Raw genomic sequence first — 25,996 nt, 5'->3', positions numbered from 1 at the left:
AAAATAAAAAAATTTAATATTATATTGTATTAAAATTTCCTTCCAGGTGCACCGTGTTTATATTGACTGATAAAATAGCTTCTTTAAAAGCGCAAACAAATAGTATTGAAAAGCTTATTAAACAGCGAAAAGAAACTTTAGAATATGAAAGAAAAAAAGTGGATGTTACAAAAAAAGGAAAGGAAGAGAAAAAAAAGAATGCTTTAAATCGCTATAAAGAAGATGCTGTTATTTCCATAAATCAGCGCATTCAATCTTTAGAACAAGAGGTGTTCATTAACAAACAAATGAAAACATTGCCGTTGTAGGGAACAAAATAAAGTTTCCGAAACTAGGCCTTGTTCGATTTGCCAAAAGTCGTGAAGTAGAGGGACGTATTGTAAATGCGACTGTCCTTCTTGTCGTACACACCATGATAGGGATATTAACGCAAGTATTAATATAAAGAATGAAGCAATAAGGCTTCTAACCGCAAGGACTGTGGGGGTAGTTCAATTCTTTACTTATTCTCACTTATCTCTTTATTCACCATTTCTAACAGCTGCATTGGAATGTTAAAATGATTTTGTGCGAGATGAAGTTCGGTTAGCTTTTCTTCCTCATTTGATTTTAATTCGCGTACTTCGTGATGAAGAGCTTCCATTTTCAAATCTAATTCGGTCGCAACTGTAGCGGCTTCTTTTAATTCTGAGGTGAGTCTTTCAGGAACTGTATTGTTATATTTATAGTAGATTTTGTGTTCCAAACTTGCCCAAAAGTCCATGGCAATCGTCCTAATCTGTATCTCTACATAAACTCTTTCTTCTCTGTCTGACATATATACTGGTACTTTCACGATTAAGTGTAGGCTTTGATAACCGTTTGATTTTGGCTCTTTTATATAATCCTTACATTCAATAACCTCAATATCCTTTTGATTGCAAAGCATCTCACTCAGACGGTAAATATCCGATCTAAATGAACAAGTAATTCGAATACCTGCAATATCTTTCACTTGATCCTTTATTGCTAGAAAAGATAACTCGATGTTTTTTCTTAATACTTTATTAAAAATACCTTCGGGAGATTTTAAGCGTGAAGTTGTATGTTCGATTGGATTGTAATCGTGAATATGCTGAAACTCCTCTTTTAAAATATTTATTTTCGTATTCATTTCATCCAAAGCAAATTTATAGGCCAGCATAAATCTTCTCAATTTCGCTTTTATTGCATTCAATTTATTTATCTGGATAGATTTATTCATAGTTATATTCATTCCTTTCGTTCACGGCACAAAATGGAAGGGGATTCATTCGCATTGTGCTTTTTTTTATATTCCTAAATTACAGACATATCAGAAAACTACAAATCATGTGGAGGTGAGTGATCACCCTATTGCAGGATGATCATATAGTTATAAGAGTAGATTACTTTCCTAAGTACAAATAAATCGCTTAGAGCACTGCAGATTTATCTTTAATAAAACAACTCGTTTGTAGTTGGGCAATCAGCCTCTGCTGACTATCTCAGTACATCTTACAAAGGATCTCGGTATGGCTTTAAAAAGGAAACTTCCTGAACTGAAACCTTTGATTGAGGGGCACCTAGCTTTGTATAAAAAATCCACCGCGCATCTAGTAAAACGTGAAATCATAATAAAACAAGTAGCTAAAGATTTTAGACTTTCTCCACTCTTTCGTAACTTGAAGCTTACATACTAACAATTATCTTTATCTCAAATACGTGAGATTATGCTATTAATGGAGTAAAGTCGAGATACGTGTAAAAACTATTCATTCCTGTTCGGTAATCATAGCAAAGATTTGAATGGGCCAATTTTGGGGGCTGTGTAGCGATGGAAGCAAATCCCGCAATGAGCATTTTAAACGGACTATAATAAAAAGCGGACATTTAGTTGGTTGTATCTAAATAAAAAAGGTCATCAAGAATAAAAAAACACTAATCTTACATAAGATTAGTGTTTTTTTATTGTATTTTCCTCTTTTTTTGGGGGATGAGTGCCGGCTAATCTTGTGGGGGTAAAACGCCACGGATTTAACGTAACTTTATATAGTGTAAATGTTTCTTATTCGATAAATCCAGGCAATTGTACCTTCCAGATTTATGTAATGGTTTTTAAATCCACACCAATTCAAACTTCTTTATTACTTGATTTAAAAAGTATATACAACTTCTTGGCAAGAAATTGTGGTGTATACGGCATGTCCCTATGTAACCACTTTACAATTGTTCCAATTAAAGCTGAAGAACCGTACCAAATAACAATATCTTTTGGAATGTCTTTAGTAACGAGAAAGGGGTGACTTTCTGTTCTCTCTGTTATTTTGTCTGAAAGTGTATTTAACAAACGTTCTGTAAAAATCGGTGTTCGCCTAGAACCAAGAACTACTTTATAGAATTTAGCATTGTCAGCAATGTACTCAAGTAGGTCTACGAGTTTTAACCATTCTATATCCTCAGAGGAATCTGAGAGGTTTTCCGTGCTAATCAATACCTTCTCAATATCCTCGACCATTTCCTGTGCCATTTTCTCCAACATGTCATGAATATCGCGATAATGGAGATAGAACGTAACACGATTAATTGTCGCACGTTCTGCAATTTTATTAACTGTTATTTTGCTAATTTCCATCTCTTGTAGAAGATCTATTAAAGCCTCTTTTATTAACTGGCGTGTACGAATGATTCGAGGGTCTACACGGGACTTTGGATGGTTTGTCATATCTAATCACCTTTCCTATTAATTAGAAATTTACAATATTCTAAGTTCTGTCTATTATCTTAGACTTTATTAACAGAAAGCATAAGAAGTGATAACTAATAGACATTTATTAAGAAATTGTCTGTTGTCATAATAATCTATAATAATGTAATTTATATAGTGTAAATTATTCAACACTTTGTAAAAAAAGTCTATGTTAAAATTAGAAAGGATATGAAAAAATTGCATAATCAGACTAAAACAGTCCCAAATTCGATAAAAAAAGGACCTATTATGTTCATTATGATTTTAGGTGCTTTTCTTGCAACCTTAAACCAAACACTCATGAGTGTCGCTACTCCTGAACTTATGGTTGAATTTAAGATTTCGGCTACAACAGCCCAGTGGTTAACAACCGGTTACATGCTAGTAAACGGCGTCTTGATTCCTATTACCGCTTATTTAATGCAACGGTTTACCACACGTGAACTCTTTCAAACTTCGATGTTTATATTTCTAGCTGGAACCATTGTTTCAGCTGTAGCAACAGGATTTCCTGTCTTGTTAACTGGACGTATGATTCAGGCAGCCGGTGCAGGAATCATTATGCCATTGCTTACGCATGTTATTTTGACCATCTTCCCTCGCGAAAAGAGAGGAGCAGCTATGGGAATGGTGGGACTTGCCGTCATTTTTGCGCCAGCAATTGGTCCTACAATTGCCGGGTACATTATTGATAACTATAAATGGGAAACGATGTTTTACGGAATGATTCCATTTGCTATCCTTGTTATTGTACTCGGATTCATTTATCTCCGAAATGTATCCGACCGAATTAAGACAAAACTTAATATCCTAAGTGTTATTCTCTCTACCATTGGTTTCGGTGCATTAATTTATGGTTTCAGCCAGGCCGGAAGCCTTGGCTGGTCAGATATAGAGGTAGCAGGTACGATTACTGTTGGTATTTTAGCCCTTGTCCTCTTTTCATGGAAGGAATTAAGATCACAAAATCCATTGCTTGACTTACGTGTATTTAAATATAATATGTTTTCTTTAACAACAATCATTAATATCGCAATTACTATGGTTATGTATGCAGATATGATGTTACTTCCGTTATATCTCCAAAATATGCGTGGTTTCACAGCCATTGAGTCGGGTCTTCTGCTTCTTCCAGGTGCGCTGGTCATGGGATTCCTTATGCCGGTTACCGGTAAGCTATTCGATCGCTTTGGTGCGAAATGGTTAGCTATTACTGGAATGACAATTACCATTATTACAACAATGGGTTTTATCAACTTGACGGAGTCCACTAGTTATATCTATTTGATTCTCATGTCAACAGGGCGTCGCATTGGTATGGCCTTAATGATGATGCCGATTCAGACTGCTGGTCTAAATCAATTGCCACAACGGTTAAATGCACATGGAACAGCAATAAGTAATACGATTCGTCAAGTTGCCGGTGCTGTCGGTACTTCGCTTCTCGTGACAGTGATGACGAGCCGTACGAAATCACATCTGCAGGATATGGTTCCTACCGCAGCAGCTAAAGGAATGAATCAAAAAGAGCTTGTTACAGAAGCCTCTATACAAGGGATTAATGACGCTTACCTTGTCATCATTGGAATTGGTATCATCGGATTAATACTTTCCTTCTTTATAAAGAAAGTTAAACAAGCTTCTGAATTAGAATCTAATATTTCCGCAGAGATGGTAACTACAGAGAAATTAAAAATAAATTAAAACCATTTGAATCTTCGAATCAAAAAAAAGAAATTTATACCAACGGTTAGTCATCTTATTTGGAGTAAATCGCTTCTATCTTATGCTGGCTAAGAATGAGATGTACTCCAAATATGACTATTTATAGATTGATTTATACAATTTGTATTTTTAAGGAGGAATATCAGTGAAAAAAGAGGTAATTGCAATTCAAGAAATCCCTAATTTCCAGACACGTACTGAAGAATTTTTCCCTTTAAAGTGGTATAAAGAAATGCTTTACAATCATTCTGTTTATTTTCACGAGGAAACGAATACATGGAATGTGTTTAAGTATGAAGATGTTAAGCAGGTATTAACCAATTATGAATTCTTTTCAAGTCAAGGGCCTAGAAGCGGTATTTTTGTCGGTGATAATAAAAATCAAAAAGACACTTCACCTATAACAATGATTACGTTCCTTGATCCTCCTGACCATCGAAAAGTACGATCTTTATTGGCAGCAGCTTTCACGCCCCGCAGTTTAAAAGAGTGGGAACCCCGTATTCAACAAATTGCAACGGAGCTTGTAGAAAACATACAAGAACATTCTACGATTAATATTGTGGACGCTTTGGCATCCCCTTTACCTGCTCTAGTAATAGGCGATTTATTTGGCGTACCTGCACAAGGTCAAGGTCAGTTTAAAAATTGGGTTGATATTTTGTTCCAACCATACAACAAAGAACGGTTAGAAGCCCTTGAACAACAAAAACAAAAGGCAGCGAAAGAATATTATGAATATCTTTATCCTATTGTAGTTCACAAGCGTTCGAACCTTTGTGATGATATTATCTCTGATTTGATTCGAGCTGAAGTAGATGGGGAAAAACTTACGGATAATGAGATTGTACAAACAACTATGTTACTCTTAGGGGCAGGTATTGAAACAACTAGTCACGCAATAGCCAATACATTCTATTCATTGCTTTATGATGACAAGTCATTATATGAAAAACTAAGAAAGGATATAGGTCTAGTCCCTAAAGCCGTTGAAGAAATGCTTCGATATCGCTTTCATATTTCAAAAAGGGATCGTACGGTCAAAAAAGATAATAATCTATTAGGGATTGAGTTAAAAAAAGGTGACGTAGTCATTGCTTGGATGAGTGCATCCAATATGGATGAAAACATGTATAGCGATCCTTTTTCTATAGATATTCATCGCTCAAATAATAAAAAGCACTTAACTTTCGGAAGTGGTCCACATTTTTGTTTAGGTGCACCCCTTGCACGATTAGAAATGAAAATTGTATTAGAGGTATTCTTACAAAGGTTTTCTTGTATCGAACCAGTTGAAGGATTTGAATTAGAAAAAAACCTAACTGCTTCTGCTACGGGACAGTCCTTGACTTATCTACCAATGAAAGTTAATGGGATTCACTCTTACTATTGATTAAAGGCACGAAATATAAAAGAAGAGACACTGTATAGTGTCTCTTCTTTTATGTTGATATAGCTCTAAAGAAAATGTAGTGATTAATCAAAGATTGTTGGATGCTTCTTGGTTAATTTTATTATAACATTAATCTGATTGTTTATATATAAAGATTTACATTTGTTTTTTCGAATGATACTTTTTTGTTTTATGCACAACAAGAATATTGAAAAAGGGCTGATAAGAATATCAAACCCTATTTAATATGTATAATTATTTCACTGCCTCTTTTAATTCTTTTCCAGCCTTAAAAGCAGGTATGTTTAGAAACAAAAAAAGACACTCTCAAGAGTGTCTTTTTTTATCAACCAGCCGTCGTAACTACCACCATAGACCATATGAATCCCTTTTTTGAATAATAGGAGAAAAAATAGAGGTCGCACATGTAAGTGTACGTTAATGAATACACCTTACTGTATGTTTTTACGGATTAAATGAGCAGGTCCTTTTGAAAATAAAGAAAAGACATCCTTGTCTTCCTGCCACTATTAACAAATTACATATTTTTTCGAAAAACAATTAATTTAACTATAACAATAATAAGATTATTTAATATAATGTATTAATCCTAACAGAAGGGAGGAATAACCATGCAATTAGTTTGTTTCCAAGTAGTAAGTGGACAATACTTCTTAGTTGTAGAAGGTATCCAAATTCCTGTACCAATTCCAACGTTTGCTGCAGCTCTATTAATTGGTTTAGGAGTAATCCCGCTTTGTTCATAGTTTAAGGAGTTTCAAACAGTTCCACCTTTTAATCGGTAAACCCCTAAGTGTATGAATGCTTGGGGGTTTTTTATAATAAAAAAAGACACCTTAAGGTGCCTTCCTCCGACTTGAACCACGTTCATTTAGTATAAACTTATCCGTATTATCCCTTTGTTATACGTGTAAACACATACTATAAAACAGAATCATCTATATACATTAGATTGTTAGTTTACAAAATACAAGAGATTTGAGATCAGTATTAGAGTAACGCCACATCTTCTGTAATGATTGATATGTTACGCCTTTCAAAAGAATCTGCTTTATAGAATGTATCCACAATTTATATTTTACTACATGTAATATTTATTTGGTGTATTTTATACGACTATGTATAATTGCATAAAGTTTTGAAAAAATGAGAGTATAATTTGGTATTGTGTCATAAAGATAAGGCCCGCCTATAATCGTAGGTGAGCCTTATCTTTATGACTATCTCATTGCACAAAAGGGAATTTATATTAACATAATAGCATATTCTTGGTGTTCTTATATTGAGAAAAAAGAAAAGACACCCAAAGGTGCCTTTTCCAATAGTATTTTAGCAGAAACAAGAAGCCCCAATGATGATTAATAAAATAAATAATACAACTAATAAAGCGAAGCCTCCAGCAAAACCGCCACCGCCGCAACTACCGCAGCTACCACCGTAACTCATATTAATCTCTCCTTTTAGTAAGAGGCGAAAAAAATGAAGTCACTCATGTATTTTAATGGATTCTCTTTATCTTATGTTTTTAAGAGTTAATTGAGCAGGTCCTTTTAGGTAGATAAGATTTAGTTTTCCAATCTAAAGAAATTTTGTATCAACTCTTTGTGAATATATCATAATATCTGATTGATTTATTATGCATTATTACATATTTTTTTACCCTCCTCTATTTTTAGTTTGATAAAATATAATCCTAATATTACCAAAATTTAAATAAATATTTCTACATATTCAAAATATTTACATAATTAACAAAGATGATACAGTTAAGTTGTAAGCTATAAAAACTATTAAAGGGGGATTTATTATGTTCAAGAAATTAGTAGTAGGAGTATTAGCAACTGGTATTGCATTAACAGGAGGAATTGGGGCAGCTTCAGCTGATACGCAAAAAGCTGTGAGCTCTCCGAAGCAAGCAACATGTTCAATTCCTTATGAGTATTCTAATGGTAAATTCAAAAGAACTCTTTATTACTCAAATGGAGTATATGCTAATAGTTTTAATGAAAATGTTTGTGGCGGGACGATTACGTGGTATTTAAAACATGTTCAAAATGGAGTTGCTTTTTACGAAGGTAATTTAAAATAGTAGATTTTTTGAACCTCATTTATTGAGGTTCTTTTATTTTTGGTTTTCAAATTGATTCTCCATAAAAAAAGAATTCAGTAAAACTCTGAATTCTTCTACATGTATTTTTATTTTTTAATCCATTTAGAAATAATAGGATAATGAAAGTCTTTTTCTTGTAGCACATATAAAATTCCTTTTATAGGTCCGAAAATTAACAAAAGAAGCAGTATTAGATATAAGGGAGCTATTCCGAAAATAATCAAAGCGTTGTTTGAAGCAAAGTCTAAATTAGATAAAGCTAACATTAAGATTCTTATTACGAAAAGATTCCAAACCATTGTAATTATCCAAATGAATAGTTGGTAAAAAACAGCTTCAAGAATATTTTTTCGAATGTCTTGTGATTTGCATAGGAAATAAAAAATCAATGGTATATAAAAAATTGTGACACTAAAGAAAATAAGAATAAAAACAGACAATACGGTAAGAAAATGCATAATTAATTTTATGTTTTTTTCTTGAGTTAGGATCATTAAGGTCCTCCTATATGTATGAGATTTGTTGTGCCTATTAAAATATGTGTCGTAGATAATTATAACATAAGAATTAATTGTAATAGGATACTGCATCGAAAGGGACACATATTAAATTAAACAAAAGCGTTATTTGAAAACAAGAATCCCTAGAGTTAGGGCTCTAGGGATTCTTGTTTTGGTATTCTCACATGGTTCTTCAAAAAGAATAGAACATACTGAAGATAACATGTAAATGTTTCATAAATGTATCAAAAAAGTGAACAAAATTGCGATTGCAGAAGAAGCAGAAATGAAGTTTCTAATACGTAAGTACGTGAAAGGTATTATTTTCAGTGGATAAAATGTGTATGGGGCACCTAATCATTATTTTATCGGAGGAAAAGAGTATGTTATGAACTTGGTTGAATAAAAAATGAAAATTTTATTTTTAGAGTGAAACTAAACAAAAACGCTATGTTATTAGAAGAGGGGAATGAAAGATGGACAAGAAAAAACGGATTGAAATTGTAAATAAACTTATCAATTACTTAGCGAATTATGAGAAAGATTTCTTTCAAACTAAAAATAAAATAGATCATTTTCATCATGATGGTAGAAATCTATGGTTCGTTGATGGATGTACAAATGTTGAGATGCGTATAATACGAAATTCATATAAGAATAAAAAGCAATGTCAGTACTTCTCGAGAGGTGGGACAATGTGGGGATTAGTTAGAGATTTCACGGATTTTATATTTGGTAATGATAATTCGGATGGCATAAATGGTTATGACGGATTGTACTGTACACATTGGGGATGGCCAGAGGAAGAATTGAAAAAGATGCGTGATTATGCAAGGGAAATTGGTTAATTAAAATCTTAATAAAAACGTTATTTTAATTGAAAGAGCATCCAACCTTTATTTAAAGGCTCTTTGATTTTAACTTCAGATGTGTCTCTAATTGAATAGTTATCACGAAAATTTACAACAGCAGAAACTTTTTGCTTTTTATTATCTGCCACATGTCCGTATAGGTGGATTTCATGTGTTCTATATTCTTCTGAAGGCTCAATTTTTTTAATTATAATATCAAGATCCTTTTCTTTTTTAAAGTAACCGATAGTTACTAGTTCAGTAGTTTTACTTACTTCCGGCCATTCTTCACTGTATTCTTTTGGAACGAATTGAGATGAAACAAAGTGTATAAATAAAATAGGGATAGTAATAAAAGCTATACATACAATGCCATAACGCATTAAGGAATTTCTCATAAAATGTCACCTACTAATGATTTTTTGTTTAATTAAGTTAACAATCTATAGGTTAAACCAATATTATTCAAGTAACCATGCATTTAGGTGACACCAACCTTACAAATTTGTAAGTTTTATTAAAAAAATAGCTTAATAGAAAGTCGAATAAAATAGTTGTTTAAAACTGGTCATGAAAAAGAGCACTATCGAAAGTGCTCTTAGAAAATCTAGTTTATATTCTGTTTTGAGCTACGATTTTAATATTCTCTGGTGGAATGATATCTTGAATTTTTTCTTTTAAATCTACGTGGACCATTTCTTCAAGATGCTCAAGTGAAACTTCATAGTTTATGCATTCCGCAGTTGCGATGTTTAATAAAGAATAATTTTCCTTCTTTTTAACAACAAGATATTGTGATTGATCTGTAATTACAATACATCCTTGTTGAATGCCTAATTTACGATTATCTTCAAAAGTCATAAATATATCTCCTAACACTTTTCTGATAGGAATTGTACTACAGAAAAATGTTAGTGTCTAGTTAGTCTTATGTAAGAAATACAGTCAAACAAAAGCGTAATTTAATAGAATTTTGATAAAAAGCGATTATCATTAAATCGCGCAATGATAATCGCTTATGTACTGATAAGCTATTCAGTTATTTGAAATATAGTTTCATCAGGTTTGGAGAATCCATACAATTTTCTTGCGAACTTTAAAATACCTTCTTCACTCTCTGTTAAAGTTTTAATATCGTTTTCAAAATAGCGTCCTATAAGTTCTACTTCAGATAATCTTTTCTTTTCTTTATTAAGTGTAATTTGTTTTTCTTGAATCATTTGTTCTTGCTTATAAATGCAGATTTGAATGGAAATAACCATAGGTAGCATAAAAGCAAGTGCTAAGAAAAGACGACGTCTTAGCTTTTTATTCGTTTGTTGCTTCTTATTAGGATTAATTTGTTGTTTTGAGATTGATTGTTGAGGGGGTAAATTTGGGACAATCCCCATATTAATGCCTCCATTACTTATGTATAGAATTTAAATTGCTAAAAGTATTATATATGCAAAATAGATAATTTTGAACCTATTTGGATAAAGAAAGGTTTTATGAAATTTAAATAAAATAGTTATTTGAAAAAAGACCTCTTACGGAAAGATAAGAGGTCATCAAAAAGATGTTGTATTTGAAACACGTGATGTTTCACAAAGTAATCATAACGTTCATTAATATATTACGTATATATAATATTGAGAACGAAATGAATAAAAGTATATAAAATCCTTATATAAAATTAAAAAAGCCCTAGAGGACTAGGACTAAGATTGAAGTATCATCTTTAAAGTGAAAGTAAAAAGAATGATATGAGGTTAGTTTAACATAAATCTTTAAATTAGGAAATAACGATATTAATAGGATAGTTAATTTAAATAAAAAAGAGCCCTGCATAAGGGATGCAGAGCTTCATAAGGTAGAGTTATGTCGTACTCACAAGGGATTTTAACATGAATGTTGTGGTAAACATACTGGTAAATGTATCTAATTTATTTAGAGCTGCTATTTTATAAAAAAAGAGAAGCCTTTAATCAGGTCGCTCCTCTTAATGCCAATATACAATAACTCTTCCATTATAATGTATGGGCGTAAAATATTTAATAATTATCTTTATGGTAAAAATTTCATTTTGTCATAAATAAAAAGGCAGTTGTTTCCGCAACCACCTTTTTAAAAAACAGAGCAACTTTTTCAGAAATAAGATATGAATGATTTCTGAAAAGGTTATAGGATATAATCCCATTTTTATAATTCAAGTGACGAGCTTAATTCATAAGAAAGGAATGACTATATTATATGAAAACTTATCTAAAGGGGTTACATATAAAAGAGCAGCTAGCAAAAACTAACTGCTCCATACAAGGAGATACAGAGAAAACTAAATTGATTTTGGCGTACAGCCTATCAACATTATGGACATAATATTCGGTTTTATTCGAAGGAATGTATGTTTTATAAATTAGATTATGATAGTCGATATTCTCCATATTGACCAGAAAAGAACCATGAATTCTAGTAAAATTCCAAGTGTTCTTTTCCTAGTTTTTTGAAATTCTTTTACTAAATAGCCAACAGCACAAATTGCTAGAAGAATGAAAAGAATAAGTTCTAGTGTAACTGGCATTTGATTTACTCCTAATCTCGTATTTTAATTTAGTATATAACGATTATAAGATGTTTTTGTGGTTAATGGTGAAAAATTAAACAAAACTATCTCTATATGAAAAAAGGCCCTGATGTCTCCAACAGAACCTCTTCTAAAATGGCAAAGAGTAACTCTTACCTTACTCTTTGTTTATATACTACAGAAGTGTTAATGAAAATCCAAGTCTCCTTATGTTGAGAAATAAAGAAGAATCGGTTTAAAGAATTTTATCATTGTTATAAATAAAGGAGCAGTTAGCCAAAACTAACTGCTCGGCTGGTTCTCCAAAAGGGGGAAAGGAGAAAGGTTAGGGACTTCATTAAATGAGTTATGGCCATCGCCTATCTATATTATTGACGAAATATTAAGTTTTATTCTAGCGAACCTAAAAAGAGCACCTTTAAAAAGTGCTCTTTAAGGGAAAAGTGAGATGTTAAAAAGTAAATTAGGGTTTTTTACTTCGAGATAATATATGACCATTTCATCATAATGTGACGATGAATCACAAAAGAGCAGCTAGCAAAAGCTAACTGCTCGGTTCTCCAAGGGGGAACAAGGAGAAAGTAACTTAATGGGTTGTCTACATTATTGACGGAATATTGAGTTTTATTCAGAAGAAAATTTAAAAGTTTTCGTTTGAACCTATTCTATATCCCACAAACAAAATAAGTGCTAAAAACAAAGACAATGAAAAATGCTAGTAGAATCATCGCTTTCCAATTATTTATCTTAGAGAATCTTACCAAAATAACAAAAAAAGTTCCTATTGTTAAGGATAGTAAAATAAATAAAAGAGGAAAAGATCCTGAATTTATAGGTATATTCATTTTAGGTGACCATACTTCAAGATATAAAAAGAATAAGCCGATACAAATGAGTGAAAAAATAAAGTACCGTAGAGCTATATTATGTTTCATAGGTTTCTCCTTTGTTATCGAAATATTTATATTAAATTTTAATGGGAAGTATAAGAAAAAGCTAGTGTTTATAAATTAGAATGGATTTTTTAACAAAATAATCCTTTTAATAGAAAGTGAGGAAATAACAATGGGCTTAGGAAACAGAGGAATGCATTTTGAGAATCTTATCAATTTATCGAATGAAAATGTATCAACGAAAGGGAATGGAGCTTACAAACAAGCGTGCAACTCCTGTAAAGGTTTTAAAAAGTGCTGGTGGACGAGTATTAAATGGATTCTATGAAGCTAAGAATACAGTAGACTATGGCGGCGTGTATAAAGGACGAGCAGTAGCATTTGAAGCGAAATCAACGCAAAGTCTTACACGATTCGATTTAAGTAACATTGCACAGCACCAATTAGATTAACTGGAGAAATCAGAAAAGATGGGGGCAATTTGTTTTTTCCTTATTGAGTTTAGCGTGGACAAGTCAGTATTCGTGGTACCACTATCAGTCATTCAATCTTACGTAAGAATGTCGCAATAGCCAAAAGGCTGTATTAAAAGAAATTGATGAAATTATTGATGAAATTAATGCAGAAGATTATTTTAAAAATTAAGGATCCATAACGGTTGTTTTTTTTTTGTTATATAGAAATTACACATTAAACATATTTTATAAGTCCTAGGTATAAAGATAATTGATAATCATACAATGATAGGGAAGGGTCTTTTCTAACGTGTTAGTTACCTCAAAGTATATGTATCTTTTGGCGCCTGGGCGAGGGTGCTTTTTTTATTGCACACTATGATAAGGACAAGCATATATTAAAGTGTAGGACAAGTTCACTCACGTGTATCCTATTTCAATACTCATAGAAAACCCCTTATCACATTAGGAGCACCCAGTCATTGGATGCTCTTTTAAAATTATCTTATTCATATCGAAAATGTTTTAACATACAATAAGGTGAGAGTAGGCAAAAGAGTCAACGATACTCTAATAATTCGAAAGAGCGTCCATTGCAGGCGCTCTTTTATTTTGAATAAAATGGACATTTGGTTTAAACGAGTATATAAATAGGAAGAATCTAATTATTTGATTCACATTTAAACCAAGGTGTACAAATTCGATGTGACGTGAAAAGGATTTGGTGAAACAATGGAAGGCGGATTTACAAGCTATTCAAGAAGAGAAAAGGCTGAAGAAGCAGGCTAAGAAAAAGAATAAGAAATATAGCATTCCTGGTAATACAGCTGACTTCATGAATGGCAAGAATACTTATCGTAAAGAGAACGGGGTATGGAAGCAAAGAAATAAGTAATGTGAAGATAAATAAATTTATAGCAATTATTGTAGGCGCTACCGTGATCTGGGTGGCGTCTTGTTTGTTGTTAAGGAAAGAAAACAGCCAAAGAAATGGACAAAGAATCCTTACTTTCTACAATTTTATGGAGAAATATGTAGCTGGAACAGTATTTTGATTTAAATATGATACGATAGTTATATGGTAAGAAGGATTAGAAGGGAAATATATATACATAGGGGGCATTTTTCATGTATTACTTACAAGAAGATACGTATGAACAATTAAAAGAGAAAAAAGGGGATATCACTATATTTTTAAAGAGTGGCGTTCCCATACGTGGGCAAATCCTTTCAATGGATAAATTTACTGTTCTTATGATAGTTCATGGTAAGCAACAACTAGTCTACAAACAAGCTATTTCAACAATTCTTAAGTGATTCTTGTTCTTTTTTTCAAGGGAAGAGGACCAAACACAAAAAAAGAAGATTGAGATCAATCTTCTTTAGAAAAAGGAACAGATGACAGATTACTACTCCAACTCTTAATCAATTATAAATTACCGTATAGGAATATTCAATTCGTTCTGAACTTTCTCAATATATTTGTCTTATTTTTAAATTATAATATAAGTAATTCTTTTTATAATTATATATTTGTTCTTTCCTGTTGCAGCATCCTCGTTATAGGGATGCTCTTTTTTATATTACGAATTCAAAAATAAAAAATCTAAACTTTCATGCAAGCGATCCTATTCTAATTAATTTATGTTCTTTAATTCTTCTATACATTTTTGAACAAGTGTGACTGCTTGACTCATAGTAGGACCACAGCCAAATGCTGCAGTTACACCAATGCTTTCTAGGATTTCTTGTTCAGAAGCTCCTTGATCGATACATCCCTTTGTATGATATATAATACAATACTCATCCTGAGAATAAAGACTAATACCTAATGCAATCAATTGTTTTTGCTTTTTTGCTAGTGCACCCTCTTTAAAGCACTCTTCCGTAAATGAATTAAATTGTTCAGCAAGCTTCGGCATCTTCTCAGCAAATACTCCCAAACCATATTTATACTGAAGTAGTGCATCTTCTGTTGAATTTCTACCTTTATGTTCCATTTTATATTCAACTCCATATCCATCATGTATTAAACACAGATTAGTATGGGCCTAAACAGTTTTGATTACTCATAATCAGTAAAAGAAGACAGGTTGCAAAGAAAATTGAATGATATTTTTCTTCAATTTCTATTGCTGTAATGAACCCGAAATACTTATTCATGAAAACTCCACATAATTTTACTAAAAAGAAAAATACTAATATTTGTTTCAATGCTTTACTTCAAAGCATTGAAGCAAATTTACTAACTATGATACAAGGAGGCAACACTTTGGACATTCGTGAAGGATTAATTCCAACAGCTCTAGGTACAGCAGTGACAGCTGCAGGTTATGCTCTTAAACAAACTCGTGGAACTAATAAAATGATTGCAAATACAGTATTTGGTTTTGGTTTAGCTCACGTCGTTTTAGGTGTAATTGATCTTGTTGAACATCGTCGTTAGAACGAAAGGCAAGCATTGATATATGCTTGCCTTTTTAGTAGTGCATTTATTATTCATTTTTCAAAGTATGTTTGTATGATGTAATCATTATCAATGAAATTAAATAGCTACACTACATGTAAATTAGAAAGTAAAACTTTGCGCAATGAATTTTATGAAATGAGATGGTGATAGAATGGAATTTTCTTCTGAAAGTAATACGTATCATGCTGGTGACATTGTCTATATTTTTTACAGAAATCCTCATACTCAAGACGTAGCTAATATACAAGCTGCAGCAGTTGTAAATAATCCTGAAAGGCCTAATGAATTAGCACTGTTTCTTTACGAAACGTATTATCCACTAACAAATGAGATGGCTGTATATGCTACCGAAGATGAGGCAAACCAAGCGTACACTTACTATTATGGTGATATTTCAGAGGGGATGTTGGAATGAATAAGCCATTTATGCCTAAGCTCGTATATTTTGAACCTAAAGCATTAGATTATCCTTTGGGGAAAGATCTGTTTGAGAAATTTTCAAAGATGGATGTTGAAATTCGACATACTACTTCCCATAATCAAGTAAGAGATTTGCCAGGCGATAATGATTTCCAAAAGTATCGAGTAGCAAAATCTACGCTTGTTGTTGGTGTTAGAAAAACACTGAAATTTGATACTTCCAAGCCTTCAGCAGAGTATGCAATTCCTTTTGCAACGGGATGTATGGGACATTGTCATTATTGTTATTTGCAAACAACGATGGGAAGTAAGCCTTATATACGAACGTATGTAAATGTTGAAGAAATTTTAGATGCTGCTGACAAATATATGAAGGAGCGTGCACCTGAAATAACAAGATTTGAAGCGTCGTGTACTTCAGATATTGTAGGAATCGATTATTTAACGCATACCCTAAAAAGGGCTATTGAGCATTTTGGAGAATCTGAATATGGGAAATTGAGATTTGTTACGAAATTTCACCATGTAGATCATTTACTTGATGCTAAACATAATGGAAAAACAAGATTTCGCTTTAGTGTAAACGCTGATTATGTAATTAAAAACTTTGAGCCAGGAACATCTCCCCTAGCAAAACGAATTGAGGCAGCAGGAAAAGTAGCTAGAGCAGGATATCCACTTGGTTTCATTGTAGCGCCTATATATCTTCATGAAGGCTGGCAGGATGGATACTATCATATGTTTGAACGTCTAAATGCTGAATTACCTCTTGACGCTCTGGATGATATTACATTTGAATTTATTCAACATCGTTTTACAAAGCCAGCTAAGAGAGTGATTGAAAAAAACTATCCGATGACAAAATTAGAATTAGATGAAGAGAAAAGAAGATATAAATGGGGGAAATATGGAATTGGAAAATACATTTATCAAAAAGAAGAAGAAGAGGATATAAAAAATCATCTGTATTCTTATATGAAACAGTTCTTTCCTAATGCAAAGTTAGAATATTTTACATAAAAAGAGAAGAACAATGTTTTTTTCTTCACCAATCTAAGAAATTACTCCCTCAAAAAAAGAAAAAATAGATTCTTAACCAAAAGTTCGTCTTATTATGAACCAAACCAAAAAGGTTAAACAGAAAAATTAAGCTGTTATTTGAATATGAGTCCGGTATTGTACCGGGCTTATTTCTTTCAACTTTGCTTTAATTTTATTGTGATTATAACATAATTATCTAATTCTAGTTCGAAATGTTCCATATTCTCAAATTTTTCAAGTTTATGATTTATTTGTTATACAAATTTTTAATGTAGTTGTAGAAATTTCAAAAACACATTCAAATATACTCTCTTCGAGGCCTGGAGATGTACATCCCCCCCCTAAAATCTGTTATTATATCTATGTACTGCATATAATATAAATTTATTAATATGCAGTTTAAATAATATATTTTCTATAAATGGAAGGGGATATAATATGTTAACTGAATTGCAAAAAAAATTTTTCTCAAAATTAAAAATTAAGCAAAAAGAAAATGTAGAATTTGAAGATTTGCATGCAATTCTTTTACAAATGGGGCACTTATTACCGTATGAAAACATAGACATCATGGAAGGAAACATGCAAGATTTTTCTAGGAATAATATTGAAGAAAAACTCCTTTTAAAGAATCGTGGTGGATTATGCTATGAGATTAATTCTTTATTATATTATTTTTTGTGCGATTGTGGATTTACTGTGTATCGAGTAGCTGGAACTCTATATGATTCAAAAATAAGAAAATGGAGCCCTGATGATGGACATGTACTTATCGTTTTACAGCACAAAAATGAAAACTATATAATAGATGCTGGTTTTGCAGCCTATCTTCCTTTACATCCTGTTCCTTTTGATGGTGACAGTGTAACTTCTGTGACGGGGGAATATCGTATTCGTAAAAAAAACACAGAGAAAGGGACCTATGTATTTGAAATGAAAAAAGGAGAGAATGGAGAAACTTCTCATTTTCTTGATTCAGATCTTACTGATACCTGGTCGATTGGTTACGCTTTTTATCTAGACACAATTAATGAAAAGAAAGTTAATGATATACAAAATATGGTTATAGAGCATCCAGAATCACCAGTAAATAAGGGGACTATTATTTGCAAACTAATTGAACACGGTCATATTGCACTTACTACGCAAAGTTTTACAGAAACACAACATGGAAATAAATCTAAAAGGGAAATAACAGAGAAACAATACTATCAGATACTTAAAGATAAATTTAATATTTTTTAGACAAACAATATATAGGGGTACCGCCACACATCCATCAACTTAACGTATATTTTTATACAAAATGCGGTCTTTCCACGTAGTTTTTTTATTATCTTTTATAGATGTTATAAAAGTAGACACATCAAATAAAACCCTGACGGGTTTTAAATTTTTCACTATGCTACCTGATCGGCAGAAGTGGTATACTCATACACAACACCTAAAATATCAAAGACTGTTTTTTTCTCATATCTGTGAGATTTTCGTCCGTTTCGCTGTAGGAGGTTAAACAGACGAAGGAGAATCTTTGATAATTCTTGGGTGTTTTTATGTAGTGCTTGATGAAAAAGTAAGAAATAATCTTTAATTATGTACATCGCTTTATATTCACTTAGTTCTTTCTGTTTCTTACGTAACAGGAGTTCTCTCTTTTTAAACATAGTAGAAGAACATAATAGGATACTAATGAGTTGTCCATAAAGTTGGCATTCTAATCGCTCTTGTTTAATAGATTTACAACGATGAATTTGAAACCAAGATTTCCATATTTTAAATAACAGCTCAATTTGCCAACGCAGTGAATATAAATCATAGATTTTCTCTTTCGGTACCCATTCCGTAGGAATGTTTGTCATATATACCGTAATTCCTTGTAAAAGTTTCGTACGCTCAGTATATGTAATCCCTTTTTTCTTTTCACGAATAGCTCGATCATGTAGACGTTTCTGTTTTTGCTCCTCTGTACATCTATAAACCACAATGCGAGTGGGTAGTTTGTCTTTGCTCCCTACATATACATCGTGTAATTCATACACTTGGCCAGGTTGTAATTGGTTCATGATGTCTTCCAAATGAATTTGTATATATACCGGTCTCAATTGAGCAGGTTTTGTTTTAAATACCACTGTTTCGAATTCTTTTCTATATATTTTAGTTGGTAATTTAAGATGTGATAAATAATACCCTTCCTTATCTTGGCTCGATTTAAAGTCTTGTAAACGAAAATACCCTAAGTCACGAATATATAGTTCATTCTTTTGTGTCATGTCCATTCGATTCGCCCCATATGCCTGATCACTTCGTTTTCCTGGTCCAATTTTCACATCAGAAAACTCTCCACTCAATAAGTCATACTCTAATTGAATTTTCACACCAGCTGTATGACTACAGCCTCCGGCACCAGGATAAGTAGCTGCGAATCGATCTGGAACTTGAAAGGTTGTAGAATCAAGGATGCGAATCCGCTCAAAGTAAGCAGAAAGAGAATGAGAAATTGTAGATGATCCTCCAATTTTAGCTTGTAGAAGTGTAGTAAATACATTTCGAAAGAAGGCTACAGAAGCCGAGTTAAATCGTCGATTCAGTCCCTCAGGACTTAATAAAATTCCTGTTGAAGTTTCTAATTGATTACAAAGTTGAGTAAGAGAGGTTGTAGCGATTTGTTGATTTAACCATACACACAAAGATAAAAAATGGTGCCCATGGCACTTACGTTTTCGTTTCATTCCACCTGCTTCTATAGCTAATTGATTAAGTGTAGCGGGAGACATATATCGATATAACTCTTCGGCAAATAAAGACAGCTCTTGTTTTTGATGCATATTCATAAAAAGCACGTCACCCTTTCTCATTAACATAAGAGAATAGTAACGTGCTTTTAAGTTTAAGAATAGTCTAAATCCTTAAGTTGCTGGATATGTATGGTGACCCCCCATAGCCAAAGAAGTAAGAAGATATTTAGAAGTGCAACAAATTTTGAGGAAGTGCTTGTGAACCGTATCATAAATAAATGAGGTTTTGTATGTTCGATTTTTAAATAATACCCAAGAAGGAGTGGATTGCAGTTATAGTAATACTCTATTTTTTGTATTTTCTATAATAGACAATTTTTTTAAAAAACAGAATTATCTTGACAGTTATTGAATGGATTGATAAGGTTATAAAAAAATATTTCTTATCCAGAGAGGTGGAGGGACTGGCCTTATGAAACCTCAGCAACAGGTCTGCTTAAGTAGACACTGTGCTAATTCCAGCGGGTGAAAATCCTGATAGATGAGAGCTTCCGTTTTTATTTGTCAGTAGCGCCCTCTTTTTTAGAGTGCGTTTTTGTTTTTTCTGGATAGTAACTAAAGGAGAGTAGAAATGGAGAACAAAAATGGGCAAGGATTTCAAAGGAAAATGCAAGCACGTCATTTAGTCATGCTATCACTTGGTGGCGTGATTGGAACTGGCTTATTCTTAAGCCCAGGTTACACTATTCAACAAGTTGGCCCATTTGGAACAATTCTATCCTATCTGATTGGTGCGCTAGTGGTTTATCTAGTTATGCTATGTTTAGGAGAGCTTTCCGTACATATGCCTGAAACGGGCGCATTTCATAGTTATGCAGTTAAATACATTGGACCGGGTACAGGGTATACAGTAGCCTGGTTGTACTGGTTAACTTGGACTGTTGCTTTAGGTTCTGAATTTACAGCCGCAGGATTACTTATGAAGCGATGGTTTCCATCGATTAATGTTTGGGTATGGAGTGCTCTTTTTGCCATCTTGATCTTTGTAATAAATGTCCTGACTGTTAAATTTTTCGCCGAATCCGAATTTTGGTTTTCATCGATAAAGGTTATAGCTATTGTGATTTTTATTGTTTTAGGAGTAGCGGCAATGCTAGGGTTTCTTCCGATGACTCATTCAAAAGCAGCACCATTCTTTTCTAATTATACAAGTGGAGGTTTATTTCCCCATGGTGCTACGGCCATTATAATGACCATGCTTGCGGTTAATTTTTCTTTTTCGGGAACAGAATTAATAGGCATTGCAGCTGGAGAAACAGCGAACCCGGAAAAAATGATACCGAAGGCCATTCGAACTACTCTGTGGAGATTGATCATCTTTTTTGTAGGAACGATTGTTGTTTTATCTGCGTTATTGCCTATTTCCAATGCAGGGGTATTAGAGAGCCCTTTTGTTGCAGTACTAGAACGAATTGGGGTGCCATATTCAGCTGACATAATGAATTTCGTTATCTTAACAGCCATTTTATCTGCGGCAAACTCAGGCCTTTATGCCTCTTCTAGAATGCTTTGGTCGCTTGCTAATAAGAATATGATATCCCCGATTTTTGGAAAAATGACGAAGCAAGGTGTTCCAATCAACGCCGTCATTTTCAGCATGGTGGGTGGAGCTTTGGCTTTGCTCTCAAGTATTGTGGCACCAGATACTGTCTATATCGTACTTGTTTCCATTTCCGGTCTAGCAGTAGTTGTAGTTTGGATGAGTATTAGTGCTTCCCAGTTCCTATTTCGCAGACAATTTTTGAAAGAAGGAAATTCTGAAAAGGACTTGATTTATCGCACACCACTATATCCATTAGTACCAATTGCTTCTTTTATCCTTTGTCTGGCATCGTGTATTGGAATTGCATTCGATCCAACACAGAGAATTGCCATATATTGCGGCATACCGTTTATTTTGTTTTGCTATGGAAGTTATTATCTAACAAAAAATCTAAAAAAGAAGGGCGTAGATTATGTCGAACAAAATCAACCCAATTGATGATATTTTATCCCAACATTCCATTATGCTTCTTGACGGAGCATTAGCTACAGAATTGGAGGCGCATGGATGTAATTTGGGCAATCCCCTTTGGTCGTCAAGTGTGTTACTAGAAAATCCGGAACTAATTTATCAGGTTCATTCAGACTATTTTCGTGCTGGAGCGGACTGTGCCATAACAGCAAGCTATCAAGCTACTATTAGTGGTTTTTCCACGCGTGGAATACAAGAACAGGAAGCTTTGGAATTAATTAAGAAAACGGTGTTACTTGCAAGAAGGGCAAGAGATGATTTTTGGAAGGAAAATAAGCAAACGAATAGGCCTAAACCATTGGTTGTTGCATCAGTTGGGCCGTACGGGGCTTACCTTGCAGATGGTTCAGAGTATGTAGGCAACTATGGTGTGACAGATAAAACATTAGCAGACTTTCACCGTTCGAGAATGTCTGCGTTAATCGAAGCAGGTGCAGATCTATTGGCATTTGAAACGATCCCTTCCCTGCAAGAAGCAAGAGTATTAGATACATTATTGCGTGAGTTTCCAGAAACATATGCGTGGCTTTCCTTTTCGCTAAAAAATGAGAAAGAGATTAGTGAAGGTATGAAACTCGTGGAGTGTGCACGAGCTTTTGAGAAAAGTGAACAAATTGTAGCGATAGGTATCAATTGTGCGCCAGTAACTGTTGTGACTGGTGCAATCCAAGAGTTGAGGGCAAACACCAAAAAACCGATTATTGTTTATCCAAACTCTGGTGAAACTTATAATCCAGAAACAAAAACATGGCATGATCATGAACAATGTAACGCGTTGGATATTCAATCTGAAGAATGGTACCAAGCAGGTGCACGTTTAATAGGTGGATGCTGCAGAACGACACCTTATCACATTGAGCGGATATCGAACAAGTGGCGTTCTTCCGAGTTTTTCTATTCGAACGAAGCAAAATAGTAATGTAATGGATGATAATCTATCTTTGTGTGTATTTTCATGATTTAGCTTGTTCAGGAATCTACAGTTACGTCTAGTGGCACAAAATGTCTTTTCAGAGACACAAATGTGGATGGTAGCCTCGGGAATCCAGTGGACTTTTGGGTACCTTAGGTATGGAGAGGAATCAGGGAAAATAAAAACCGCTAGTTTAATAGATATGGTAAATAACATGCTGAATTTTTTAATGAAGATGTAGTTGATCCAATTGAAGGTGAAGGGGACCATTTATTCGTAATTAAAGTTAACGAAGAGATTAATTTAGTTATTCAAAAAATAGTTCAATAACTATATGAAAATTTGTTGTGGTAAAAATCCTTGTTGTAGTAGTAAATATGGTCATATTGTTGTAAAAAAGGATAGATGTAAACAGGTATACTCTCCTATTCATCTATCCTTTCTTTTTTACCTTATAAAATGTGTGACATTATATTCAATCGTATAAATATAGGATTTCATTACTATTTCCTTGACTTTTAATAAAACGATAGTGTTTATTTGGTATGCGTATTATTAAAAGTATTCTTCTATTTTAGGAATGCTTTACCCCACAAAATGAAAGTACACTTTGTTTCCATTCTTAAGTTGATGGATGTGGGGTACCGCTACATCGCCATCAAGCTAAGATTTTAGAGCACTCCCAAATTGAACTACCCCCATTTTTACTTCGTTTAGAAGTGAAAGTGGGGGTAGTTCAATGTATCTATATGACATATTCAATGAAAATAAACAAAATCTATATCGTATAAAAATTTTATTTTATTTAGAAAATAAAATATACTAGACCATAAATCAACTTATAGAATGAGGTATAAAACATTGAATAAACGACATATGTTTATAGGTGCTGCAATGAGCAGTATTTTATTATTATCTGCATGTGGTAATTCAGATACTCTTGTTACATCTAAATCAGGAAATTTAACACAAGAAGAATTTAATAAAAAGTTAAAAGAGACAGCAGGAAAACCTGTTTTACAACAAGTAATGTTAGACAAGATTTTATTAGATAAATATAAAGTTTCAGACGATGAAGCGAAGAAAAAGGTTGAAGAATTAAAAAAACAAATGGGCGATAATTTTAAAGCCTATTTAACACAAGCTGGTGCTAAAGATGAAGAGGAACTTAAAACGAAAATAAAAACGCAAATAGCCTTTGAAAAAGCTGTTAAAGCTTCAGTTACGGAAAAAGAAATGAAAGATTACTATAAACCAAAATTAAAGGCAAGTCATATTTTGGTAAAAGATGAGAAAGCAGCGAAAGAAATAAAAGAAAAACTAAATAATGGAGAAGATTTTGCAGCATTAGCAAAACAATATTCAGAAGATCCAGGTTCAAAAGAAAAAGGTGGAGAATTACCTGAGTTTGGTCCAGGTGAAATGGATTCTAAATTTGAAGAAGCTGCTTATAAATTAGAAGCTGGACAAGTAAGTGATCCAATAAAATCTTCTTATGGTTACCATATTATTAAATTAACAGAGAAAAAAGAGTTAAAACCTTTTGATGAAGAAAAAGATAATATTCGTAAGGAATTGGAACAGAAGCGTTCACAAGATCAACAATGGCAACAACAATTCTTTAAAGATTTATTCAAGAAAGCAGATATAAAAATAACAGATAAAGATTTAAAAGATACTTTTAAAGAATTTGAAAAGTAAAGCTATGTACAAAAAAAATAACCCCTAGGGGTTATTTTTTTTGTACATAGCATTAAACTAATGAAATAAAATCTACTTACTTGCCTTAAAAATAAGTAGGATTATTTATTTCATTGTTATTATAACATTTTATATCTCAATTATTTACTTGTATAAAAACTAGCTATAGCATTGTCATATTTATATAGAATAAGTGATTTTTCTACATGGCAATCAAGCTACGTAAATATAACTACCCCCAGGATGAAATTTTGTGCTAACTTGTAATAAAAAACTCTTTTTTTGTAATTTTAAATTCTTTAGATGATGGCAATGGGGTATTGCCATCATCTAAGAAAAAAACACGCTAAGAGTATGAAAAATGCATAAATCTATAGAACAAAAAAAGAGGTTCCCTTGTGAGATTAGGGTTCTACATATTTCTTTGCTACAGATAATGAGACGTTTGTCTACAAATCTTGTATAGATTATCCATAAAAAACTTTAAAACTATTACTAACTCAAGTCATGATCTTCATTGGTATATTTATATGTTTTGTTTCCGTATAACACTTTATTTGGATTTACAACAATGATTAAAACCGCAACTATAAAATAAAAAATTGCATTGTACATGATTAATTCAATTAATTGACCATTTAATATGCCTATAAAAAAATTAAAGAAAAAGTGGGTGATAATTGGAATAATCAAATTGCGATTTAAATTATAAAATGTTGTCATGATTATAGTAGTAGATATAATTGCAATCATAAAAAATAAAATATATTTGATTAAATTAAAGCCTGTAAAACCTGTAGTAAACCATATAGGCAAATGCCACATTCCCCACCAAAACCCGATAATTATTGAAGATTTTAATGGAGAATACTTTTTTTGAAGTTCCATTAGTGCAAAACCTCTCCAACCTAGTTCTTCTCCTAAAGGTCCGGACACAATAGTTTTAATAAAGTAATAAATTAACACACCCCATGAAGTTCTATTAAAAATTGAATCTGCTTCACTGTTAATTGACACGAGAAACAACATCGTCAAAAATATAATTACTTGAATCGTACTTACAGTAAGAACTATAGGTAACTTAATTTTATTTTTAAATCTATCTTTTACGAATTGAATGAAACTCTGACCAGGATAGAGTTTCTTAAATAGCAAGATAAAAGCAAAGGTGGAAGACCAAGCTGATATACATAGCACTACATCAAAAATCCAAAATGGAAAATCTAATAACTTTATAATTCCTACAAGAAGAAACAATGGCCAAAAAATAATGTTGGTTAATAAAATAAAACTTACCACTGGTTTTTTTAGTTTTGCATCTCCATTCACATAGAACCCCACCTTTATTTGAATTTTTATAATTTACTTTTCAGTATATCATTAAA

General features: G+C 32.6%; 25 protein-coding genes, 3 pseudogenes and 1 riboswitch. Of the genes and pseudogenes, 16 read left to right on the top strand and 12 right to left on the bottom strand.

Features of this window, described 5'->3' with window-relative positions; all coding sequences use genetic code 11:
- Positions 1-59: 59 nt before the first annotated feature.
- Positions 60-287 (top strand): annotated as a pseudogene (locus KZZ19_RS28675) (hemolysin D); the annotation flags it as partial.
- Positions 288-499: 212 nt separating this feature from the next.
- Here the strand turns inward: KZZ19_RS28675 and KZZ19_RS28665 are convergent.
- Both KZZ19_RS28665 and KZZ19_RS28660 read right to left on the bottom strand, forming a co-directional pair.
- Positions 500-1,183: a GTP pyrophosphokinase gene (locus KZZ19_RS28665; protein WP_237982706.1), complete on the bottom strand. Its 684-nt coding sequence runs from the start codon at positions 1,181-1,183 to the stop codon at positions 500-502.
- 948 nt (positions 1,184-2,131) lie between these two features.
- On the bottom strand, positions 2,132-2,722 hold the full coding sequence (locus KZZ19_RS28660) for a TetR/AcrR family transcriptional regulator (protein WP_237982697.1): 591 nt from the start codon (positions 2,720-2,722) through the stop codon (positions 2,132-2,134).
- A 213-nt stretch (positions 2,723-2,935) separates the two neighbouring features.
- On the opposite strand from KZZ19_RS28660, the gene KZZ19_RS28655 reads away from it, so the two are divergent.
- From KZZ19_RS28655 to KZZ19_RS28645, 3 genes are all read left to right on the top strand, one after another.
- The gene (locus tag KZZ19_RS28655) at positions 2,936-4,450 is read left to right on the top strand and encodes a DHA2 family efflux MFS transporter permease subunit (RefSeq protein ID WP_237982698.1); all 1,515 of its coding nucleotides are present in this window, start codon (positions 2,936-2,938) and stop codon (positions 4,448-4,450) included.
- 166 nt (positions 4,451-4,616) lie between these two features.
- Positions 4,617-5,864 (top strand): cytochrome P450, encoded by a 1,248-nt coding sequence (locus KZZ19_RS28650; RefSeq protein WP_237982699.1) that lies wholly within the window; start codon positions 4,617-4,619, stop codon positions 5,862-5,864.
- Positions 5,865-6,496: 632 nt separating this feature from the next.
- Positions 6,497-6,631: a hypothetical protein gene (locus KZZ19_RS28645; protein WP_265413189.1), complete on the top strand. Its 135-nt coding sequence runs from the start codon at positions 6,497-6,499 to the stop codon at positions 6,629-6,631.
- A 583-nt stretch (positions 6,632-7,214) separates the two neighbouring features.
- Here KZZ19_RS28645 and KZZ19_RS28640 read toward each other — a convergent pair.
- Positions 7,215-7,331 carry a YjcZ family sporulation protein gene (locus tag KZZ19_RS28640; RefSeq protein WP_237982700.1) on the bottom strand — a complete coding sequence of 39 codons (117 nt, stop codon included), beginning with the start codon at positions 7,329-7,331 and terminating at the stop codon, positions 7,215-7,217.
- A 361-nt stretch (positions 7,332-7,692) separates the two neighbouring features.
- On the opposite strand from KZZ19_RS28640, the gene KZZ19_RS28635 reads away from it, so the two are divergent.
- On the top strand, positions 7,693-7,974 hold the full coding sequence (locus KZZ19_RS28635) for an LCI fold-containing protein (protein WP_060629797.1): 282 nt from the start codon (positions 7,693-7,695) through the stop codon (positions 7,972-7,974).
- Positions 7,975-8,081: 107 nt separating this feature from the next.
- Here the strand turns inward: KZZ19_RS28635 and KZZ19_RS28630 are convergent, their stop codons facing one another.
- A complete protein-coding gene (locus tag KZZ19_RS28630; protein WP_237982701.1) occupies positions 8,082-8,489 on the bottom strand; it encodes a DUF4870 domain-containing protein in 408 nt (135 codons plus the stop codon).
- Positions 8,490-8,971: 482 nt separating this feature from the next.
- Between KZZ19_RS28630 and KZZ19_RS28625 the strand changes: the two genes are divergently transcribed.
- Positions 8,972-9,343 carry a hypothetical protein gene (locus KZZ19_RS28625; RefSeq protein ID WP_237982702.1) on the top strand — a complete coding sequence of 124 codons (372 nt, stop codon included), beginning with the start codon at positions 8,972-8,974 and terminating at the stop codon, positions 9,341-9,343.
- A 20-nt stretch (positions 9,344-9,363) separates the two neighbouring features.
- Here KZZ19_RS28625 and KZZ19_RS28620 read toward each other — a convergent pair whose 3' ends face one another.
- The 4 genes from KZZ19_RS28620 to KZZ19_RS28605 all read right to left on the bottom strand — a co-directional run bounded on the left by KZZ19_RS28620 (position 9,364) and on the right by KZZ19_RS28605 (position 11,906).
- On the bottom strand, positions 9,364-9,744 hold the full coding sequence (locus KZZ19_RS28620; RefSeq protein ID WP_237982703.1) for a phosphoglycolate phosphatase: 381 nt from the start codon (positions 9,742-9,744) through the stop codon (positions 9,364-9,366).
- 214 nt (positions 9,745-9,958) lie between these two features.
- The gene (locus tag KZZ19_RS28615; protein ID WP_237982704.1) at positions 9,959-10,207 is read right to left on the bottom strand and encodes a hypothetical protein; all 249 of its coding nucleotides are present in this window, start codon (positions 10,205-10,207) and stop codon (positions 9,959-9,961) included.
- A gap of 170 nt (positions 10,208-10,377) precedes the next feature.
- Positions 10,378-10,737, bottom strand: a complete 360-nt coding sequence (locus KZZ19_RS28610; RefSeq protein ID WP_237982705.1) for a septum formation initiator family protein — start codon at positions 10,735-10,737, stop codon at positions 10,378-10,380.
- 1,004 nt (positions 10,738-11,741) lie between these two features.
- The gene (locus KZZ19_RS28605; protein WP_076542668.1) at positions 11,742-11,906 is read right to left on the bottom strand and encodes a hypothetical protein; all 165 of its coding nucleotides are present in this window, start codon (positions 11,904-11,906) and stop codon (positions 11,742-11,744) included.
- A gap of 1,068 nt (positions 11,907-12,974) precedes the next feature.
- Here KZZ19_RS28605 and KZZ19_RS28595 point away from each other — a divergent pair.
- From KZZ19_RS28595 to hfq, 3 genes and pseudogenes are all read left to right on the top strand, one after another.
- Positions 12,975-13,371 (top strand): annotated as a pseudogene (locus KZZ19_RS28595) (Holliday junction resolvase RecU); the annotation flags it as partial.
- A gap of 610 nt (positions 13,372-13,981) precedes the next feature.
- On the top strand, positions 13,982-14,152 hold the full coding sequence (locus tag KZZ19_RS28590) for a hypothetical protein (protein WP_237982425.1): 171 nt from the start codon (positions 13,982-13,984) through the stop codon (positions 14,150-14,152).
- A gap of 233 nt (positions 14,153-14,385) precedes the next feature.
- Positions 14,386-14,574, top strand: coding sequence for an RNA chaperone Hfq (gene hfq / locus KZZ19_RS28585; protein ID WP_226546295.1), 189 nt, complete (start codon positions 14,386-14,388; stop codon positions 14,572-14,574).
- A gap of 320 nt (positions 14,575-14,894) precedes the next feature.
- Here the strand turns inward: hfq and KZZ19_RS28580 are convergent, their stop codons facing one another.
- Complete coding sequence (locus KZZ19_RS28580) at positions 14,895-15,257, bottom strand: carboxymuconolactone decarboxylase family protein (RefSeq protein ID WP_226546297.1); 363 nt, start codon at positions 15,255-15,257, stop codon at positions 14,895-14,897.
- Between the two features lie 272 nt (positions 15,258-15,529).
- On the opposite strand from KZZ19_RS28580, the gene KZZ19_RS28575 reads away from it, so the two are divergent.
- The 3 genes from KZZ19_RS28575 to splB all read left to right on the top strand — a co-directional run bounded on the left by KZZ19_RS28575 (position 15,530) and on the right by splB (position 17,167).
- Positions 15,530-15,703, top strand: a complete 174-nt coding sequence (locus tag KZZ19_RS28575) for a hypothetical protein (protein ID WP_000354585.1) — start codon at positions 15,530-15,532, stop codon at positions 15,701-15,703.
- Between the two features lie 175 nt (positions 15,704-15,878).
- Positions 15,879-16,142, top strand: coding sequence for a transcriptional regulator SplA domain-containing protein (locus tag KZZ19_RS28570; protein ID WP_098344183.1), 264 nt, complete (start codon positions 15,879-15,881; stop codon positions 16,140-16,142).
- Positions 16,139-17,167 carry a spore photoproduct lyase gene (gene splB, locus KZZ19_RS28565; RefSeq protein WP_237982424.1) on the top strand — a complete coding sequence of 343 codons (1,029 nt, stop codon included), beginning with the start codon at positions 16,139-16,141 and terminating at the stop codon, positions 17,165-17,167. Before KZZ19_RS28570 ends, splB begins: the two co-directional genes overlap by 4 nt.
- 126 nt (positions 17,168-17,293) lie before the next feature.
- On the opposite strand, the pseudogene KZZ19_RS31265 reads toward splB, so the two are convergent.
- Positions 17,294-17,424 (bottom strand): annotated as a pseudogene (locus tag KZZ19_RS31265) (IS3 family transposase); the annotation flags it as partial.
- Between the two features lie 202 nt (positions 17,425-17,626).
- Here KZZ19_RS31265 and KZZ19_RS28560 point away from each other — a divergent pair.
- Positions 17,627-18,433: an arylamine N-acetyltransferase family protein gene (locus KZZ19_RS28560; RefSeq protein WP_237982423.1), complete on the top strand. Its 807-nt coding sequence runs from the start codon at positions 17,627-17,629 to the stop codon at positions 18,431-18,433.
- A gap of 155 nt (positions 18,434-18,588) precedes the next feature.
- Here KZZ19_RS28560 and KZZ19_RS28555 read toward each other — a convergent pair whose 3' ends face one another.
- The gene (locus KZZ19_RS28555; protein ID WP_237982422.1) at positions 18,589-20,019 is read right to left on the bottom strand and encodes an IS4 family transposase; all 1,431 of its coding nucleotides are present in this window, start codon (positions 20,017-20,019) and stop codon (positions 18,589-18,591) included.
- Between the two features lie 344 nt (positions 20,020-20,363).
- Positions 20,364-20,471, top strand: a riboswitch (SAM riboswitch).
- A gap of 83 nt (positions 20,472-20,554) precedes the next feature.
- On the opposite strand from KZZ19_RS28555, the gene mmuP reads away from it, so the two are divergent.
- The 3 genes from mmuP to KZZ19_RS28540 all read left to right on the top strand — a co-directional run bounded on the left by mmuP (position 20,555) and on the right by KZZ19_RS28540 (position 24,611).
- Entirely contained in the window at positions 20,555-21,964 is a 1,410-nt protein-coding gene (gene mmuP, locus KZZ19_RS28550) for an S-methylmethionine permease (RefSeq protein WP_237982421.1), read from the top strand.
- Positions 21,939-22,913 carry a homocysteine S-methyltransferase gene (mmuM, locus tag KZZ19_RS28545; RefSeq protein ID WP_237982420.1) on the top strand — a complete coding sequence of 325 codons (975 nt, stop codon included), beginning with the start codon at positions 21,939-21,941 and terminating at the stop codon, positions 22,911-22,913. The genes mmuP and mmuM overlap by 26 nt, the downstream gene beginning before the upstream one ends.
- Before the next feature lie 858 nt (positions 22,914-23,771).
- Positions 23,772-24,611 carry a peptidylprolyl isomerase gene (locus KZZ19_RS28540; protein WP_237982419.1) on the top strand — a complete coding sequence of 280 codons (840 nt, stop codon included), beginning with the start codon at positions 23,772-23,774 and terminating at the stop codon, positions 24,609-24,611.
- Between the two features lie 495 nt (positions 24,612-25,106).
- Here the strand turns inward: KZZ19_RS28540 and KZZ19_RS28535 are convergent, their stop codons facing one another.
- Positions 25,107-25,940, bottom strand: a complete 834-nt coding sequence (locus KZZ19_RS28535; RefSeq protein WP_237982418.1) for a CPBP family intramembrane glutamic endopeptidase — start codon at positions 25,938-25,940, stop codon at positions 25,107-25,109.
- Positions 25,941-25,996 lie beyond the last annotated feature (56 nt).

The sequence above is a fragment of the Bacillus thuringiensis genome, from assembly GCF_022095615.2.
GTDB classification, from domain to species: domain Bacteria; phylum Bacillota; class Bacilli; order Bacillales; family Bacillaceae_G; genus Bacillus_A; species Bacillus_A cereus_AG.
Note: the sequence above shows the minus strand (reverse complement) of the source record. Positions and strands in the feature narration are given on the sequence as shown.

Bases quoted from the DNA above. Each gene is read 5' to 3' on its own strand.
- mmuP (WP_237982421.1), top strand. From the start codon at position 20,555: ATGGAGAACAAAAATGGGCAAGGATTTCAAAGGAAAATGCAAGCACGT.
- KZZ19_RS28620 (WP_237982703.1), bottom strand. From the start codon at position 9,744: ATGAGAAATTCCTTAATGCGTTATGGCATTGTATGTATAGCTTTTATT.
- splB (WP_237982424.1), top strand. From the start codon at position 16,139: ATGAATAAGCCATTTATGCCTAAGCTCGTATATTTTGAACCTAAAGCA.
- KZZ19_RS28580 (WP_226546297.1), bottom strand. From the start codon at position 15,257: ATGGAACATAAAGGTAGAAATTCAACAGAAGATGCACTACTTCAGTAT.
- KZZ19_RS28605 (WP_076542668.1), bottom strand. From the start codon at position 11,906: ATGCCAGTTACACTAGAACTTATTCTTTTCATTCTTCTAGCAATTTGT.
- KZZ19_RS28645 (WP_265413189.1), top strand. From the start codon at position 6,497: ATGCAATTAGTTTGTTTCCAAGTAGTAAGTGGACAATACTTCTTAGTT.
- KZZ19_RS28640 (WP_237982700.1), bottom strand. From the start codon at position 7,331: ATGAGTTACGGTGGTAGCTGCGGTAGTTGCGGCGGTGGCGGTTTTGCT.
- KZZ19_RS28570 (WP_098344183.1), top strand. From the start codon at position 15,879: ATGGAATTTTCTTCTGAAAGTAATACGTATCATGCTGGTGACATTGTC.
- KZZ19_RS28560 (WP_237982423.1), top strand. From the start codon at position 17,627: ATGTTAACTGAATTGCAAAAAAAATTTTTCTCAAAATTAAAAATTAAG.
- KZZ19_RS28630 (WP_237982701.1), bottom strand. From the start codon at position 8,489: ATGATCCTAACTCAAGAAAAAAACATAAAATTAATTATGCATTTTCTT.
- KZZ19_RS28555 (WP_237982422.1), bottom strand. From the start codon at position 20,019: ATGAATATGCATCAAAAACAAGAGCTGTCTTTATTTGCCGAAGAGTTA.
- mmuM (WP_237982420.1), top strand. From the start codon at position 21,939: ATGTCGAACAAAATCAACCCAATTGATGATATTTTATCCCAACATTCC.
- hfq (WP_226546295.1), top strand. From the start codon at position 14,386: ATGTATTACTTACAAGAAGATACGTATGAACAATTAAAAGAGAAAAAA.
- KZZ19_RS28655 (WP_237982698.1), top strand. From the start codon at position 2,936: ATGAAAAAATTGCATAATCAGACTAAAACAGTCCCAAATTCGATAAAA.
- KZZ19_RS28660 (WP_237982697.1), bottom strand. From the start codon at position 2,722: ATGACAAACCATCCAAAGTCCCGTGTAGACCCTCGAATCATTCGTACA.
- KZZ19_RS28610 (WP_237982705.1), bottom strand. From the start codon at position 10,737: ATGGGGATTGTCCCAAATTTACCCCCTCAACAATCAATCTCAAAACAA.
- KZZ19_RS28665 (WP_237982706.1), bottom strand. From the start codon at position 1,183: ATGCTGGCCTATAAATTTGCTTTGGATGAAATGAATACGAAAATAAAT.
- KZZ19_RS28625 (WP_237982702.1), top strand. From the start codon at position 8,972: ATGGACAAGAAAAAACGGATTGAAATTGTAAATAAACTTATCAATTAC.
- KZZ19_RS28635 (WP_060629797.1), top strand. From the start codon at position 7,693: ATGTTCAAGAAATTAGTAGTAGGAGTATTAGCAACTGGTATTGCATTA.
- KZZ19_RS28615 (WP_237982704.1), bottom strand. From the start codon at position 10,207: ATGACTTTTGAAGATAATCGTAAATTAGGCATTCAACAAGGATGTATT.